This is a genomic window from Pantoea sp. ABR1s (genome assembly GCF_057812235.1).
The window spans coordinates 1,160,054-1,176,679 of record NZ_CM173823.1; the positions used below are offsets into that span (position 1 = coordinate 1,160,054).

The following is a 16,626-nucleotide window of genomic DNA, read 5'->3' on the forward strand; positions in this document are numbered from 1 at the left end:
CCTGCTTCAGCGGGGCAGGATCGGGAAAACCCCCCGGATTTTTTGCTGCTGCTCTCCTGCTTCGCCACCCCCCCTTTCTGAACAGGCCTTTAACCCTCCTGCGCTACAGGCGCATCAGCTGTCGAAACTGCTTCACCTTACTGCGGCTGACCGGCACCTGAAACTCCAGATCGCGCAGCTTCAGCAGATAGGTATTGTTAAACCACGGCTCGATTTCACGAATCTTGCTGAGGCTGACGCAGAAAGAGCGGTGGCAGCGGAAAAATTGCTGTTCCGGCAGGCGTGAACAGAACTCGGTAATATTCATCGACATCACGTAGGATTCGCGCCGGGTATAAACAAAGGTCAGCTTCTCATGCGCCTCAACGTAGTAAATATCATTCACGTCAGTGACGATAATGCGCTCATCTTTGATCAGGTTGACCGTCTGCGGCGCGGGCGTGGCGCTGAGATGGCTGACCGCCTGCTGCGCCTGCGCTGTGGCTTCGAGCTTGTTCAGCATGGTGACAATCCTCGACTCCTGATAGGGCTTGAGAATGTAGTCAAACGCCTCCAGCTCAAACGCTTCCACCGCATGCTCTTTCCACGCGGTAATAAAGACAATCAGTGGCTTGTGGGCAAACTGATGGATATTCTGTGCCAGCAGCATGCCATCCAGTGAGGGGATGTTGATATCGAGGAAAATCACATCAACCCGATGCTGTTGCAGGTACTTCAGCACGTCCAGACCATCGTCAAAACAGGCTTCGATCTCGATTTTGCTGTGATGCTGAATCATCCAGCTCAGCTCCTGCTGCGCCAGGAATTCATCTTCCACAATAATGGCTTTCATAACAGATTCTCCGCCAGGCGCTGGCCATTCTTACTCAGCGTAAAGGAAATCTCTGTGCCCGGCTGATGCCGCACGATATTCAATCCCTGACCTGACAAAAGTTTTACCCGATGATGCACATTGAGCAGGCCGATTTTATTACCGGGCATTTCGTTACGCGCCACCCGTGCTATCACTTCGTCACTGATGCCCTGACCGGTGTCCCGCACCGAGATCCGTACCTGATCGCCCAGATCACGGACGCTCAGCGTCACCACGCCTTTGCCTTTACAGGGCTGGATGCCATGGACAATGGCATTCTCCACCAGAGGCTGGATCAGCAGACTCGGCAGCAGAAAATGGAGATCCTCATCGACGTCATAGATCATCGTCAGCTTATCGCCAAACCGGGCCTGCTCGATGGCGATGTAATCTTTCACCTGCCACAGCTCTTTACGGATGTCGATTAGCTCATCGTCGTTCAGTTCCAGGTTGTAGCGCAGATAGCGTGACAGATTTATCACCAGCTGACGGGCGGTATCGGGATTGAGCCGGATAGAAGAGGAGATAGCATTCAGGGCGTTGAACAGGAAATGAGGATTTATTTTACTTTGCAGCGCACGCAGTTCCGCTTTATTAGCCATCTCGCGCAACTGCTCGGCACGCGATACTTCAAGCTGGGTTGAGATGATTTGTGACAGGCCAATCGCCATCTCCTTCAGCGAGCCGGTAATACGGTGTGCGCGGCGATAGTAGATTTTCAACGTGCCGGTGACTTTGCCTTTCTCCCACAGCGGGATCACGATCATGGAGTGAATATCTTTGGTGCGATGCGCTTCATCGTTGTTCTTAATGATAATTTTACCGCTGGCGATCGACTGCGCCGTGGTGGGGCTGATGCCATCATCCCCATGTTTATAATTATGTTCGCCATAGCCGACGTAGGCCAGAATCTGTTTTTTATCGGTCATCGCCACCGCATCGGCTTTGATCTCCCGTCGGATAATGTCACAGATGTTGCGCAGCGAGTCGCTGTTCACCTGACGGAACAGCGGCAGGGTTTTATTGGCGATCTCCAGCGCCAGCTTGGCCTGGCGGGCGGCAATCGCCTCTTTTTCCCCCTCGACGCTCTGCACCAGCAGCACAATGATGCCGATACTGGAGGCACCGAGGATCATCGGCAGGGCAATTTCCGACACAATCGCCAGCCCGAGTGAGGTGGGGCGCGCCCACACAACAATCAACAACATCGTCAAGGCTTCACAGAGCATGCCGCCGACGATACCGGCACGCCAGCGGTGCTCTTTCAGTACCCGGCGATTAATACCGCCCGCAACGATACCGGCAATGATGCTGGTAATCAGGCAGGGCACGGAGGTTACGCCGTGAATATCGATCAGAAAACGGTGCAGACCGGCAATAACCCCGGTGGCGATCCCGACCCAGGGGCCAAACAGAATGCCACCCGCCATCACGGCGATGACCCGCACATTCAGCAGTGAACCATCGACATCGACACCCGACCAGGTACTGAACAGCGCAAACAGGGAAAAGATGGCAGTAACGGCTACTTTCTCCGCACGGGTGTGTTCATCTTTTTGCAGCAGCTGACGAAACGGGCGGGTGCGTGTCAGGAAGAACAGGCAGATCAGCATCAGGGCGGCGCGGTCAAATACTGCCAGTAACATCGTGAAGTGGGAGGACACAGGCGACTCGTCGGCAATGGAAAGTGCCTCTATGATAAAAAATGTGATCGCGAACCGCTAGCGTCCCGATCAATCACGGTGGGAGTTAGTGCTTCAGATCAATTTTTACGGCATATGGGCAAAAAGAGGAAAGGTTGAGTGCATTAAAGGGGAACAGTTTTTCGCCCTGCAGAGGCTGGTCGCTAAGGTGCCGTTTTGCTATGTTGCGCGATGAGGTGCGCCAGTGACCGCTGGAAAACCGCGCCCATCGGGAGCAGCAGATGCAACTTGTCACCGCCAGATTAACCCTGAGTAAATTACAGCCAGAAGACTGGCAACTGTTTCGTGCCGTCCATGAAGATCGCAACACCATGACCTGGGTGAGCGAAATCCCCGATGAAGCGGATATCCGCCAGCGCTTCACCGAGCGTCTGGCCCCCTGGCAGGCGAGCAGTTTTCATATGCTCTGCCTGGTTGCGCGACGTCGTGACAACGGTGAGCCGATTGGCCTGTTTGGCTGCAGCCCCGAATGGGAGCCATACCGTCAGGCGGAGGTGGGCTATATGCTGCTGCATCGCCACTGTGGGCAGGGATATGGCAGCGAAGCCCTGGCTGCGCTGTGCAAGTTTTTGCTTGAAGCCGATTTCCACAAACTCAAAGCGATGGTGATTGAAGGGAACTGGGCGTCACGCCGTATTCTGGAGAAAAACGGCTTTCAGCTGGAGGGCACGCTACGGGATAATTATCTGCTGAACGGCTGCTGGGTGAACGATTGGCTGCTGGGGCGGCTGAATCCGCAAAAATAAAAATATTTTCCGCCACCCTCGACAAAATGATCCTCGCCACGTTATGTTCGTAACGGGTCACCACAGTGACCCGCGTCGCTCGGACGGTCCGGGCGCTTACGTAATCCAGAGGACATCATGGCTGATAACAGCACACCCCGTCGTTTCTCGCGTATCGAACGTTTACCCCCTTACGTTTTCAACATCACCGCTGAACTGAAGATGGCTGCGCGTCGGCGCGGCGAAGATATCATCGACTTTTCAATGGGCAACCCGGATGGTCCGACTCCGCCACACATCGTCGAAAAGTTATGCCAGGTGGCGCAGCGTGACGATACCCACGGTTATTCCACTTCTCGCGGTATTCCGCGCCTGCGCCGGGCGATCTCGCGCTGGTACGCCGATCGCTATCAGGTTGAGATCGATCCTGAATCAGAGGCGATTGTCACCATCGGTTCCAAAGAGGGGCTGGCGCACCTGATGCTGGCGACGCTGGATCACGGTGATACCGTGCTGGTGCCCAATCCCAGCTATCCGATCCATATCTACGGTGCGGTGATTGCCGGGGCGCAGGTACGCTCGGTGCCGCTGGTGGCGGGTGTCGACTTCTTCAATGAGCTGGAACGCGCCATTCGCGAGAGCTATCCCAAGCCAAAAATGATGATCCTTGGCTTCCCGTCCAACCCCACCGCACAGTGTGTGGAGCTCGACTTTTTCGAACGGGTGATTGTGCTGGCGAAGCAGTACAACGTGCTGGTGATCCACGATCTGGCCTATGCCGACATCGTCTACGATGGCTGGAAAGCGCCATCGATTATGCAGGTGCCGGGCGCGCGTGATGTCGCCGTCGAATTCTTTACCCTGTCAAAAAGCTACAACATGGCAGGCTGGCGCATCGGTTTCATGGTGGGCAACAAAGAGCTGGTCGCCGCGCTGGCGCGAATCAAAAGTTATCATGACTACGGCACCTTTACGCCACTGCAGGTGGCGGCGATTGCGGCGCTGGAAGGGGATCAACAGTGCGTGCGCGACATCGCAGAGCAGTACAAACGCCGCCGTGATGTGCTGGTCAAAGGATTGCATGAAGCGGGCTGGATGGTGGATAACCCGAAAGCCTCAATGTACGTCTGGGCAAAAATACCGGATCATTACGCACATCTTGGGTCGCTGGAGTTCGCTAAGCAACTGCTGCAGGAGGCGAAAGTCTGTGTCTCGCCCGGTATTGGGTTTGGCGACTATGGCGACACGCACGTGCGTTTTGCGCTGATAGAGAACAGCGATCGTATTCGTCAGGCGGTACGGGGAATTAAAGCGATGTTTCGTGCCGATGGCATATTGCCAGGCAGCATAAAAATGGAAGAAGAACGCTGACAGCCAGCAGGGGCGACTCAGGGGTCGCCCCGTGGCGGCACTGTCACGCCATTACTTCAGCAGCAGAACAAAGGTTCCGAACCAAAGTAACGCGAAAAAAGATATTCCCATCAAGGCATATTTCACAAAGCAACTCCTCTGAGCGGTTACGATGATGGCGATCCCAAACCAGTGCAACGCGAACAGATGTGGAAAAGAGATCGCCATTTACAGTCATGGTCTGCTCTTTTCCGGGTTGATCTGAATAACTCAGAACAGGATCGAGCGCTAATTTACGCGTAATCCTCCCCAAATGAAATAGGTCCGTTCTGAGATATTGCTCACAATTTTACGGCACTTCGATTTCAGGGATCGCCGACATGCCTACACGTAACTGAGCCAGATGCTGTTGGTCGCCATCCAGCACAATTTTCACCGGCAGACGTTGAACGACTTTAGTGTAGTTGCCGGTGGCGTTATCGGGAGAGATCGCCGAAAAAGTTGCGCCGGTGGCCGGTGCGATGCTGTCCACATGACCGGTAAAGGTCTCGCCCGGCAGGGCGTCCACCCGGATCCGCACCCGCTGGCCGGGACGCACATCGCTTAACTGCGTCTCAAGATAGTTAGCGGTAATGTAGGTTTGCTGCAGTGGCACCACCGCCAGCAGACGGGTGCCGGCTGATACGTACGCGCCGGTCCGCACCGAGCGCTGACCTACCATGCCGTCAACGGGCGCAGTAATGCGCGTGTAGGAGAGATTCAGCCTGGCCTGATCGACGCTGGCCTTCGCCGCTGCAACATCCGCTTCCGCAGAACGCACCGCCGCCTGTAACACCCCCACCTGTTTTACTGCCGACGCCAGCGCGGCCTGACTCTGATGCACGGCTGCCAGCGCCGAGCGCTGGTTTGAGCTGGCTTTCTGCTGATCGTCGGCTGCCACGGTACCGCTTTTATAGAGGCGGTTATAACGATCGGCGCTCTGACCGGCATACTGCGCAGAGGCTTCGCTGGCCGCGACGCTGGCTTTCTGTTGATCAATCACCGACTGCTGCTGCTCCAGCTGTGCCTGACTGCTCAGCAGTTTCGCCTGGCTCACCTGCAGGTCAGCCTCCGCACTCTCCAGCGCCACACGATAGTCACGATCGTCCAGCGTCGCCAGCAGCTGACCCGCTTTGACCTGCTGATTATCCTGCACCTGCACGTGGCTGATGTAGCCCGAGACTTTCGGTGCCACCAGGGTGTAGTCCGCATTGACGTAAGCGTCGTTGGTGCGGTGATCGTTGCCGGTCATCAGTGACCAGACCACAAAAGCGATGGCCAGTAACACCAGCAGCAACAGACTCAGCAGCAGGGTTCTTTTCATTTCGAAAGCACGCATATTCAGTTATTCCGGGAAGGGTTTTGAATCAAAGTTTGAGGCGGCCACACCCGTTTTGGCAGGATGGCGGTAAGCAATAACAGGCAGGCGGCAAAGCCGGTCAGCATCAGCCAGCTGTCGCTCAGACCAAGGATCGTGGCCTGATGCCTGACCAGGGTGGCGAATCCGCTGAGATTACCGGCGGCGCTGATGCTGCCATCCGGCAACAGCGGCAAGCTGCTGCTGGCCTGACTGGCTGTCGGCGCTGTCATCAGCCAGCTGCGACTGGCCGCCTGATTAATCAGCACACTGGAGTGAAACTGCTCACGATGCGAAAGGAAAACCTCAACCAGCGTAGAGGCAGCGATGCTGGAAAAGCCGCGCACCGTATTAAACATCGCCGAGGCAAACGGGCCTTCTGGCGGGGCCACAACGCTGGTGGCGCTCATCAGTATCGGCAAAATAATCATCGGTTGTCCGAACGCCTGCAGGATCTGCAGCAGCCAGAAATTCTGTCTCGCCCAGTCACTGGTGATCTGTGTGCCCAGCAGACAGGAGGTCACCAGCAGTCCGACGCCCGCCGTCAACATCCAGCGGCAGTCGATCCAGCGGATATTCAGCAGGGCCGCAATCAGCGGTGCGATCAGCAGCTGCGGCAGGCCCACCGCCAGCGCCAGCGGGGCAAACTCAAGGGTGCGAAAGCCGCTGACCTGAGCAAAATAGGCCGAAGGCAGCGCGGAGCCAGAAAGCCCAAGGATGAGCACGCAGGCCAGGCCCAGCAAGCCATGCGCCAGATTTGGCCGTCGGAGCATCTGCAATTTAAACAGCGGCAGCGGGTGAAACCACTCATTAATCAGGAAAACCAGCAGCAGCGGCAGCGCGGTGAGCAACATACCGGTAATCAGTGGCGAGTTCAGCCAGTCGAGGCGTTCACCCTGGGTCAGCACCAGAATCAGCAGCGCAACACCACTGCAGCCGGTCACCATGCCGAACAGATCGATCTGCTGAAAGCGTTCCGGTCGCAGCGGATCCTGGGGCAATCCCCATCCTGTCAGCAGCATAGCGATCAGCATCAACGGCACGACCTGCCAGAACACCATCATCCAGCTGACGTGATCGGTCCACAACGAGGCCAGCGAGGCCGCCATATTGGGGCCAAACGTCGCAGTCAGGGCATAGCCCGCCAGGCCAAAAAGTTTAAAGGGCGGCGGCAGAAAGCGCAGGGCGACCGTCATCAGCATTGGCGGTAAGGCGCCGCCAAACAGGCCCTGCAATACGCGCAGGCTGATAAACAGCGTCGGATCCCGCACCAGCGGCAGCAGAATGCCGGTCAGCATAAATCCCGCCGACACGCCTAACGTAAAACGCCGCAGCGACAGGGTGACGGCAAACCAGGGCGCAATCATCATGGCGGCTACTTCTGCCGCCTGATAGCCAGAGATAATCCAGCTACCCTGATCGTAACTGATGCCGATCGCGGCACGGATATCGGCCAGCGCGATATCACTGACGCGATCGTTCAGCCCGGAGGTCAGGGCGGCGATGAGCACGCCGACTAATCCGAGTGCCAGTCGCAGTGTAAAAGGATGAGGGGCCGGCGCGGTGGCAGGCTTAGCGTTCATTGCAGGCGATCTCGTTATTATGATGCAGTGTACTGCGATGTGATACAGGTCGTAATATTACATCCCGGTATACTGTATTGCAATGTGGTACAGGCTGTAAAAAGTGCGGCATTCGCGCTACAGTAAGGCAGCTCAAACAGGACGACGCTATGGCACATCAACCCTCCAGCCGCGAGGATGAAAAAACGGGCGGTATACAGGTCATTGCCCGTGCGGCAAAAATTCTTAATGCGCTTGGCGAACAGCCCGGCGGCATGAGCCTCGGTGAGATTGCTCAGGCGGTCGAACTGCCGCGCTCAACGGTGCAGCGTATTGTTGCCGCGCTCGACAGCGCAGAGCTGGTGCGCAGCAGCGGGGCGGGCGGATTGCGTCTGGGGCCGGCGCTGTTAAAACTGATCTCCAGCGTACATACCGATGTGGTTGATCTGGTCAGTCCGCTGCTGGAAAAACTCTCTTCCGACACCAATGAAACCGTCTCGCTGGCGCGCGCCAGCGGCAGTCAGCTGGCGATTATTCACCACGTGGTGGCGTCGCGTGAGCTTCGGGTGGTTCCGCATATGGGACTCAATCTGCCGCTCTACAGCACCTCCGGTGGACGGGCGTTGCTGGCGCTGGAGTGTGAAAAAGATGTACGGACGATCGTTGGCGACGCCTGGCAGGAGTTAACCGATATGACGGTGAAAACGCTGCCTCAGTTGCTGCAACTTATCAGGGAAGTGCGCGAAACCGGTATCGCCGTGGATCGCGGTGAAACGCTGGAAGGTATCTCTACCATGGCGTTTGCGCTGGATACGCTGTTTGGTCGTTTTTCTGTCTCTTTGCTGGTGCCTTCTGCACGTTTTCTGCGACACGAAGCCCGTTTTCGTGACGAGATGCTGAAGTGTAAAGAGGCACTGGTGCGTGAAATCGGCAAAGTCGCCGCGATAGAAGGATAAGCATTCGATGAAAACCCTGCTGATGGCCATTGATCACTCTCCGGTAGCGGAAAAAGTGGTCGCCTTAACCATTGAAGAAGCGCTGGCGCATCGCGCCGAGGTGGTCGTGCTGTGCTGCGTCGATCCCGCTTACTCCTCCTGTAATCAGCCAATGGAAATCGATGCGGGTGAAGATCCGGCCGATTTTGTGGCTGCGCAGGATGAGCAGAATACGGCAGAAATGGTGGTGCGCCATGCACTGGCACCGTTACTGCGCGCGGGTATTAATGCGCGGGGCATGATTCTGGCGGGTGACGCGGCAGATACTATCGTTGCCCAGTCGCAACAGCTTAAGGCCAGCATGATTATCATGGGACGTCGCCATCTCTCCTCTTTGAATCGGCTGTTAAAAGGCTCGGTCAGCGCATCGGTTATTGAGCGCGCTCACTGTCCTGTGCTGATCGATGTGCGTAAGGATTAATCCCGCCGCATGAATGCTCTGCTTTTTATTACGCTGGCCGCGTTTGCGCTGCTGGCGCTGATTGTTATTGTGCTGATCAAAACCACCCGGCTGCGTTTGTGGCAGGGGCTGATCATCTTTCTGCTGCCTCTGATACTGGCAAACCTGCTCTGGTTCAGCTGGGTTGCGCCGCATCAGTTGCAGGCCAGTCAGCGTGAGCAGGCGGTAAATCAACTGGCAAAGATGCCCGGTTATCGGGTGCTGCAGGCTCAGGAACCGGCGTTATGGCTGTTGCTGACCCAGGAGCTGACCCGGCGCATCCGGGCGGGGGAGCCAGCTGAGAAGGCGACGGGCGAGCTACGTGGCTGGCTGATTGAGGTGATTAATCAGCGGCTGATGCGCGGAACTGACGCGGCGGTGGTCAACTATATCAGCGTCTCGGTTGAAGAGATGCGGGCGCTGAACCAAATCGATCCGGGCCTCTGCTTCCGTTATCTCTATCCGCAGGTGAGTGGCGGCATCAATCTGCTGACCACGCTGCCGCCGTCACTGAATCGCAAAGAGGCGGATGCCATGGAGCAGCTGCTGCTGAACAGTCCATTGCCCGATCAGCCACTGGATAAGGCGCTGGCGCAGGATGATCTGCAAAAGATTGTCGCCCGGCTTTATCAGCAGTGGGGGGATAAGCTGCAGCAGCTGAATATGCCTGCCGACACGGCGGTTGATCGCTCATCGCTGTGTGCCATGTCGATTGATCTCTACAGTGCGATTCTGGCATTACCTGACAAGCGCGCCGCTAACCTGTTACGTAGAATGATTGCACTGACTGGCCAGTAAGCGGCAGCGGAGCAGCGGAATAGCGGGCGAAAAAAAGCCCGCTAAGCGCGGGCAGGGAAGAGAGGAACAGATTTTTATTTTTGGCATTTCCTGGTGTGGTGCAGTCTTCGTTTTGTCTGAATGCATCTTGTCACGCCGTGCATGATAGTGATAGCCGTTTAATCGTATTACATTAATCGGTAAAAGCTTCTCAAGTTTTGAACTTTCGCGCATTAATCCTATGGATGCGCGGCATGCTGCGTCATAAACTGCGCGGCAACGTGAGGATAACTAAATGAAAAAACTAATAACCGGCGCACTAGCGCTGATTTTGCTGAGTGGATGTACTGCCAGCAAACCCGGGGCGTTTGAACGTGTAGATGAAGATCCAGGCTCAAATACCGTGCAGTACCGTTTTGACCCGGTAAAGGTCAATCGTGATGCAATGAATATTGATCTGGCGAATTACTGCAGTAATAAAGGCTTTGATAAAGTCGAGGCGTTACCTGCGCAGGAGAGTCATATTCCGGGACTGCAGAAAGCATGGTTCCAGTGTAATTATGCTGTGAAAAGCTAAATAAAACGGGCGGGATAATTATCCCGCCCTTAAAGTTTAATGCTTTTATTTTATGCTGTGTGACATCTTTGCCCGTTAGCGGCGATGGTGACCGCCATGATACCCACCGTGATAACCTCCATAGTAGCCTCCATGATATCCGCCGCCACCCCCGCGGTGCCAGCCATTGTCGTGTCTGGGGCTGATGATACAACCACTTAATAAGGTCATCAGCGCAACCACCGAAGCGACTTTAATTAATCTCTTCATCGGAAGCTTCTCCTCTTTTCCAATGACTATGACACTACGCTGGAAAAGTGGAGTGAAGATGCAGGCTTTGTAGAGTTATTTAAGAAGGTATGACGGAATATTTCAGAGTGCTGCGTTTTGCAGCGGAGAATAATAAAGAAATAAGAATGAACTGAATAGTAAATACTATCAAAGAGAATAGTCTCAAAATCAAGCGAAAATAATTCTCATTTGAAAGTTTTTACAACTACATTATTAGCATGTCAGTTCAATGGGAGAGAAACATGGCGCATGACGTTAAAAATATTCTGGCTTTACAGGCTGAACTGGGCGAATGCCCGCTCTGGTCAGTGGAAGAACAGGTGCTGTACTGTGTCGATATTCTGGCACCCGCCATTCACCGTTTTGATCCGGTCAGCGGTGAACTGCAAACCTTCCCGCAGGCGGAAGAGGTGGGATGCATCGGTCTGCGTGAGCAGGGCGGTCTGATAGCAGCATTGCGTGGCGGTGTCTGGCTGCTGGATGCGCAGGGTAAGCCAGAGAGAAAGATCGCAGAGAATCCCGGTGTGGCTGCGCAAAGTCGCTTTAATGATGGCCGCGTTGATCCCTGGGGGAATTTCTGGTGCGGCAGCCTGTGGGAACCGCAGGACAAAAATGGCGGGCTGCTGTGCCGCGTGACGCCTGACATGAAGCTGGAGGTCAAGGCGCGTGACATTAAAATTTCCAACGGACTGGCCTTCTCTCCCGACCGGCGCTGGATGTATCACAGTGACACGCCGAATGAAGCGCTCTATCGCTATCCATTAAACGCGCAGGGCGAACCGGGCGAACGCACCCTGTTCCGCCGTTTCGACGCTAAAGGTGGATTGCCGGATGGTGCCGCAGTGGATAGCGAAGGATTTTACTGGTCCGCACAGTTTGATGGCGGTCGCGTAGTACGCATCGATCCCCAGAGCAGCGAAATCGTCGATGAGATCCTGCTGCCGGTGAAGTGGCCAACCATGGTGGCCTTTGGTGGCGCCGATCTTAAAACGCTGTTTATTACCAGTTCACGGGAAGATCGCACCGAAGAGGAGCTGGCGCGCTATCCGCAGTCAGGCGATATCTTTGCGGTGGACGTCTCGGTGGCGGGCATGGCAGAGCCGCGATTCCGCGGCTAAACGTGAACGGGCCGCTCTGGCGCGGCCCGTCGTGATGGTTAATGACGTTGCAATACAGGTGTTGCTGTAACAGAACTCTGTGGTAAGCGGATGGTGAGTGACAGGAACAGGGAGATGACCAGCAGCGTCATAATCAGGCTGAAGGTGACGGTGAACCCGCCAAACAGCGAGGCGACCAGTGAGCCCAGCACGCTTCCGATACCAAATCCGAGATAGAGCAGACCATAGTTTTTTGTCAGGTTGTTAAGGCCGAAAAAGTCACTGACCAGCGACGGGAATACCGTGATGGTACCGCCAAAGCTGAAGGCTACACAGGCGAGTGACAGGAAGAAGGTGATCTCATTCATTCGGGTAAACAGCAGCACGCTCATCCCGATCAGCGACACGATTTGCGCCAGTGAAATAACCCGGATGCGCATCATTTTGTCAGACAGTATGCCCAGCACCAGACGGCCACTCAGGTTGGCAATCGCAATCACCGTTACCGCACTGGCAGCGGTCTGCGTAGTCAGATGCACCAGCCCTTCGCCGATATCTTTGGCAACGCCTATCACATAGAGACCGCTCATGCAGGCTGTCAGGAACATCAGCGCCAGCATCCAGTACTGAGGCAGACGCACCGACTGTGCCAGTGTGTAATCCCGCGCATGTTGCTGACCATTCGTGCTGCTTCCGGTATCCTGAAGTGGGGCATCACGCATCAGCAGTGCACCGAGGATAATCATCGACATCGCGAGCACGCCCCAGATCATAAAGGTCTGCTCCAGACCCACCGTTGCCAGCAACGCCCCGCAGATAAATTTGAATCCCAGACTGCCAAGACCGTAAGCGCCAATCGCACAGGCAGAGATCATCCCTTTGCGCTCCGGAAACCACTTCACGCAGTTTGAGAGCGTCATCAGGTAACCTGCGCCATCGGCCAGGCCCACCAGCAGCCCGGCGCTGAAATAGAGCATCATCAGGTTATTAGCATGCGCGGTAAGCCAGAAACCCAGCGCCATCAGCACACCCGCCCCGATAGTGACGCGGCGTACGCCAAAACGTTCCTGTAATTTACCGGCCAGCGAGGAGGCAATAGCCAGCCCCAGACTCAGCAGACCAAACGAAAAAGCGACCTGACTGACCGTCGCATCCAGCTTCTGTGACAGCTGGCCGTTAAACAAACTCCATGTGTAGACTGACCCCAGCGCGAACTGAGTGATTACCGTTCCGAACAATGTAAGCCAGCGAGCACGCTGGTAAGAAGCCTGTTGAGTCTGGTTCATAATTTTTCTCTCCCATCCGGGAATCTGGAAACTGCGGTCAGAATAAAGCAGTGATTCGCGCGCGTGAGCAGTAAAGGCATGAACGGAACGGATTGGGGAATGAAATGCCATTCAGGCGGTATGAATGGTATCGGGAGGGGTTGGCAACGTCGCGTCAAAAGTAAGCTAAACGGCAGCTTAATGATTAAGCGTAATTAGCCGTAAGATAATGTTTCAATCAGATGATTCTGTGAGCAGGTTTACAGATTATTTGCCAGGCTAAGAGTTCACTTATCAGGAGGAAATATGAAAGACCGGACATATGAATCCAGCACCAGTGAGGATGAAGTTTGCTGCATCATCGGTCAGGCGGTGATTGAACTCAGTACAGAACAACAGCCTGTGACCAAATCGACGCTGGCATTAAAACTGCTGTCGATGGCCGATCGTGATAGTGACGATGAGCGTGTTCTGCTCTACTGGATTGCGCGTAAAGCGATCAATAAACCACAGAAACTCCTTCAGCAGCAGTGGGCATAACGCCCATCCGGACGCGGGCCTCAGCCCGCCTCCGCGTCAGATGATTATCCGGCGGCGACTTGCCGGCCAACGGGCAAACATCACGACATTGCCCAGTAAAATCATGACAAGGCCAGGGATGGCGCTGGCATTCCACTCATATCCTTCATAACGGGTAGAGAGTGCCAGCGCCACCAGCGGAAACAGCACCGTTGTATAGGCAGCCCGACTGGCTCCGATACGTCCCACCAGCGTAAAATAGGCCCCGAATCCCATCACCGATCCCACGATAGCCAGATAGATCAATGCCCCAAACCACTGTGTATTCCATGTCGGCTGCAGCGAAACACCCTGCAGCAGCGAGACCAGTGCCATGATCAGCGCACCGTATAACATGCCGTAACTGTTGGTTGTCAGCACGTCACGTTGCAGACGCTGATGCCGCTGACTGATCATATTGCCGAATGAAAATCCCAGGGTGCCCAGCGCACTTAACCCAATGCCCCACATCAAGCCGGCCGAGGCCTGAGTGCTGCGCAGATCGTGCCAGAACAACGCAACAATACCCGCCATGCCGAGCACTATCGCCGGAATCAGACGTGCGGAAGGGCGCTGACGGAAAAATATCCAGCTGTTAATGGCGTTATACATCACAGCCATAGAGAAAATGACCGACTCCAGTCCGCTGCTGATATAGCCAGAGGCGTAATAGAAGCAGACAAAGTTAAAGCCAAAAACGCAACAGCCCTGCAGCACACAGAAAAGGTGATCCTGCAGCGTCAGCCTGTGCTGACGCTTTATCAGCTTTAGCAGCAATAACATGACCAGTGAGGCCAGCAAAAAACGCCAGAAGACAGCGACGGTTACGGCGCTGATGCCTGCAGACTGTTGCGCATAAATCGCAATCCAGGTCGTGCCCCAGATCAGCACGACTGAGAGATACAAAAACAGGTTCATTACCAGATTCTCCACCGAAAAAAACGCCGAGTCTGCACCCGCAACGCTCCCTGGTCTTGCAGCGGATTGCGCAGGGTTTGCAAAATCTTGCGCATTTTTACTCTCTGTCCCGATGTGCTCTGTTTTCTGTCCCGCGCAATCCGTAAACTGGCACTCTGTTTATCTGAACTGATACCCCGATGAGTCGCTTCCAGACCTTTGACATGCTGCAACGACACAAAGCACAACTGCGCGATCAGGTGCAGCTTCACAGCGGCATTCAGCTGGCAGCCTGGTTTAATAGTGGCGATCGCGTGACAAACCTCAGCGACCATCACACGCTGAGCCTTTACGTGGCGGGCGGCTACGATACCTGGCATAAAACCCCGAATGGCTGGCGTAACGGTGGCGCACCGGACCGCTTCTGTCTGATGCCGGCAGGCACGGAATCAACCTGGGATCTGCGTGCCGATCTCGCCTTTGTTCATCTCTATTGCAGCGAGAACCAGCTGCGGCAACTGGCCGAACGGGTCTGGGACCGCAGTCCGGCGCAGTTAAACCTGCATGAGAAAATCTTCTCTGTTGATGACCGCATTACCCAGCTCTATCGACACTTTCTGCTGAGCAGCGACTGGCAACAGCCCGCCAGCCAGCTGACGCTGAGCAGCGCATCAACACTCTTGCTGACCCATCTGCTGCAGCACTACAGCGAAGTTAAGTGGCAACTGCCCCAGGTACGGGGTGGACTGGCTCCCGCTGTATTACGGCGGGTTCTGGAATTTATTGAAACCCATCTCGATCAGCCTTTAACCCTGTCTGTGCTGGCGCAGGAAGCGGCATTGAGTGAGTTTCACTTTGCCCGCATGTTCCGTCACACCACTGGCGAGGCACCACACCAGTTCGTGATGCGCCGTCGTATGGATCGTGCAAGGATGTTGCTTGAGCGGCCCGATCTTACGCTGACCGATATTGCCCTTCAGTGTGGTTACCACTCTTCAGCCCACTTCAGCCATCGTTTCCGGCAGGTTTATGGTATGACGCCCTCGGCGTGTCGTCGGGAAAGTCGATGAACTTCTTAGCGGCAACAGGCACATTAGCAGCGTATAACAGTGCCACAAATCATTAACATAACTTATTATAAAAACTAACCCGTTTGGGTTAGCTCTCGTTTTCACTTTCTGCCGCTATCCTGTAAAAAAAGCATGAACCGCACTTTTTAGCATTGGGTAATTTCTCTGCTCAATCCCGCAATGAACTATTCACTGAAACATTTTTTAGTCCCAGCTATCATGCGCCTCACAGCCGAAATCTTAAGAAAAATCTTATATATCAGATCAGTATAAGATATTTTCTGGCAAGGTTACTTTGTTACATATGGTTACATATTATCATTTCCTTTAGCTGACCCACTATTTCTAAACTCGCGCCATGGGTGTTTATCTGAAAAATAAATTCAGGATTTACGCTCTTTCATCGCGTCATATCGCCAGTAAATGGAATGTACTCGCTTCTGACCGCAGGTCCTGCTTTTCATTGAATGTTTAATAGCAGGAATGTTTTATGGCAGGGTAAGCCATTCTTAATATTTGACACTGGCTGTGGCGGTTTCTATCACTCCATAGAACAGGGACAGCCATGTCTAACTCTTCCTTTCAGTCCGAAATACCCAAGGCACGTATCAATTTAAAACTTGATTTGCATACGGGCGGGGCGAGCAAGAAAACCGAACTCCCCCTGAAATTACTGGTGGCGGGCGACTTCAGTAATGGTCAGGAGTCCGCGCCACTCTCTGAACGCAAAAAAGTTAATCTGAACAAAAATAACTTTGACTCAGTACTTTCCGAATATTCCCCAAAAGTAAATCTCACCGTTAAAAACACGCTTGCCGGTGACGGTAGCGAAGACAATATCAATCTGACATTCCAGAGCATGAAGGATTTCACCCCTGAGCAGGTTTCCCGGCAGATACCTCAGCTGAAGGCGATGCTTTCCATGCGTAATCTGCTTCGCGATTTAAAAGCTAACCTGCTGGACAATCAGGCTTTCCGGAAAGAGCTTGAAAAAATTCTGCTCGACCCGGCATTAAGCGCAGAACTCAGATCTGAATTGTCTGCTCTGGCCCCTAAACAGCCATAACGGTCAGGATGTTTTAACGGATTAAT

Annotated in this window: 17 protein-coding genes; 10 read left to right on the forward strand and 7 right to left on the reverse strand. The window is 54.5% G+C overall.

Annotation, left to right across the window (positions count from 1 at the left end):
* Positions 1 to 103: 103 nt before the first annotated feature.
* Positions 104 to 832: a LytR/AlgR family response regulator transcription factor gene (locus ACXKZD_RS05475; RefSeq protein ID WP_033769736.1), complete on the reverse strand. Its 729-nt coding sequence runs from the start codon at positions 830 to 832 to the stop codon at positions 104 to 106.
* Entirely contained in the window at positions 829 to 2,499 is a 1,671-nt protein-coding gene (locus tag ACXKZD_RS05480) for a sensor histidine kinase (RefSeq protein ID WP_010257859.1), read from the reverse strand. Before ACXKZD_RS05480 ends, ACXKZD_RS05475 begins: the two co-directional genes overlap by 4 nt.
* Before the next feature lie 278 nt (positions 2,500 to 2,777).
* On the opposite strand from ACXKZD_RS05480, the gene ACXKZD_RS05485 reads away from it, so the two are divergent.
* On the forward strand, positions 2,778 to 3,302 hold the full coding sequence (locus tag ACXKZD_RS05485; protein WP_488981918.1) for a GNAT family N-acetyltransferase: 525 nt from the start codon (positions 2,778 to 2,780) through the stop codon (positions 3,300 to 3,302).
* A 117-nt stretch (positions 3,303 to 3,419) separates the two neighbouring features.
* A complete protein-coding gene (gene alaC, locus ACXKZD_RS05490) occupies positions 3,420 to 4,652 on the forward strand; it encodes an alanine transaminase (protein ID WP_488981919.1) in 1,233 nt (410 codons plus the stop codon).
* 51 nt (positions 4,653 to 4,703) lie between these two features.
* Here alaC and ypdK read toward each other — a convergent pair whose 3' ends face one another.
* The 3 genes from ypdK to ACXKZD_RS05505 all read right to left on the reverse strand — a co-directional run bounded on the left by ypdK (position 4,704) and on the right by ACXKZD_RS05505 (position 7,610).
* A complete protein-coding gene (gene ypdK, locus ACXKZD_RS05495) occupies positions 4,704 to 4,778 on the reverse strand; it encodes a membrane protein YpdK (protein ID WP_099257831.1) in 75 nt (24 codons plus the stop codon).
* Between the two features lie 202 nt (positions 4,779 to 4,980).
* Positions 4,981 to 6,009 (reverse strand): HlyD family secretion protein, encoded by a 1,029-nt coding sequence (locus ACXKZD_RS05500; RefSeq protein WP_010257869.1) that lies wholly within the window; start codon positions 6,007 to 6,009, stop codon positions 4,981 to 4,983.
* Between the two features lie 2 nt (positions 6,010 to 6,011).
* Positions 6,012 to 7,610 carry an MFS transporter gene (locus tag ACXKZD_RS05505; protein ID WP_060680687.1) on the reverse strand — a complete coding sequence of 533 codons (1,599 nt, stop codon included), beginning with the start codon at positions 7,608 to 7,610 and terminating at the stop codon, positions 6,012 to 6,014.
* Between the two features lie 149 nt (positions 7,611 to 7,759).
* Here ACXKZD_RS05505 and ACXKZD_RS05510 point away from each other — a divergent pair, with 149 nt between their 5' ends.
* The 5 genes from ACXKZD_RS05510 (at position 7,760) to ACXKZD_RS05530 (ending at position 11,765) form a co-directional block, all read left to right on the forward strand.
* The gene (locus tag ACXKZD_RS05510) at positions 7,760 to 8,545 is read left to right on the forward strand and encodes an IclR family transcriptional regulator (protein WP_010257875.1); all 786 of its coding nucleotides are present in this window, start codon (positions 7,760 to 7,762) and stop codon (positions 8,543 to 8,545) included.
* Positions 8,546 to 8,552: 7 nt separating this feature from the next.
* Positions 8,553 to 9,005, forward strand: coding sequence for a universal stress protein (locus ACXKZD_RS05515; protein WP_010257878.1), 453 nt, complete (start codon positions 8,553 to 8,555; stop codon positions 9,003 to 9,005).
* 9 nt (positions 9,006 to 9,014) lie between these two features.
* Positions 9,015 to 9,821, forward strand: a complete 807-nt coding sequence (locus ACXKZD_RS05520) for a hypothetical protein (protein WP_033758555.1) — start codon at positions 9,015 to 9,017, stop codon at positions 9,819 to 9,821.
* A gap of 274 nt (positions 9,822 to 10,095) precedes the next feature.
* Positions 10,096 to 10,377, forward strand: a complete 282-nt coding sequence (locus tag ACXKZD_RS05525) for a putative periplasmic lipoprotein (protein ID WP_033758553.1) — start codon at positions 10,096 to 10,098, stop codon at positions 10,375 to 10,377.
* A 512-nt stretch (positions 10,378 to 10,889) separates the two neighbouring features.
* Entirely contained in the window at positions 10,890 to 11,765 is an 876-nt protein-coding gene (locus ACXKZD_RS05530) for an SMP-30/gluconolactonase/LRE family protein (protein ID WP_187511717.1), read from the forward strand.
* A 38-nt stretch (positions 11,766 to 11,803) separates the two neighbouring features.
* Here ACXKZD_RS05530 and ACXKZD_RS05535 read toward each other — a convergent pair whose 3' ends face one another.
* On the reverse strand, positions 11,804 to 13,030 hold the full coding sequence (locus ACXKZD_RS05535; protein WP_022624176.1) for an L-lactate MFS transporter: 1,227 nt from the start codon (positions 13,028 to 13,030) through the stop codon (positions 11,804 to 11,806).
* Between the two features lie 285 nt (positions 13,031 to 13,315).
* Between ACXKZD_RS05535 and ACXKZD_RS05540 the strand changes: the two genes are divergently transcribed.
* Positions 13,316 to 13,549 (forward strand): hypothetical protein, encoded by a 234-nt coding sequence (locus tag ACXKZD_RS05540; protein ID WP_010257893.1) that lies wholly within the window; start codon positions 13,316 to 13,318, stop codon positions 13,547 to 13,549.
* Positions 13,550 to 13,585: 36 nt separating this feature from the next.
* Here ACXKZD_RS05540 and ACXKZD_RS05545 read toward each other — a convergent pair whose 3' ends face one another.
* The gene (locus ACXKZD_RS05545; protein ID WP_488981920.1) at positions 13,586 to 14,485 is read right to left on the reverse strand and encodes a DMT family transporter; all 900 of its coding nucleotides are present in this window, start codon (positions 14,483 to 14,485) and stop codon (positions 13,586 to 13,588) included.
* Positions 14,486 to 14,664: 179 nt separating this feature from the next.
* Here ACXKZD_RS05545 and ACXKZD_RS05550 point away from each other — a divergent pair, with 179 nt between their 5' ends.
* The gene (locus ACXKZD_RS05550; protein WP_022624178.1) at positions 14,665 to 15,534 is read left to right on the forward strand and encodes a helix-turn-helix domain-containing protein; all 870 of its coding nucleotides are present in this window, start codon (positions 14,665 to 14,667) and stop codon (positions 15,532 to 15,534) included.
* 565 nt (positions 15,535 to 16,099) lie between these two features.
* A complete protein-coding gene (gene tssB, locus ACXKZD_RS05555) occupies positions 16,100 to 16,600 on the forward strand; it encodes a type VI secretion system contractile sheath small subunit (protein WP_010671384.1) in 501 nt (166 codons plus the stop codon).
* The last annotated feature ends 26 nt before the right edge of the window (positions 16,601 to 16,626 follow it).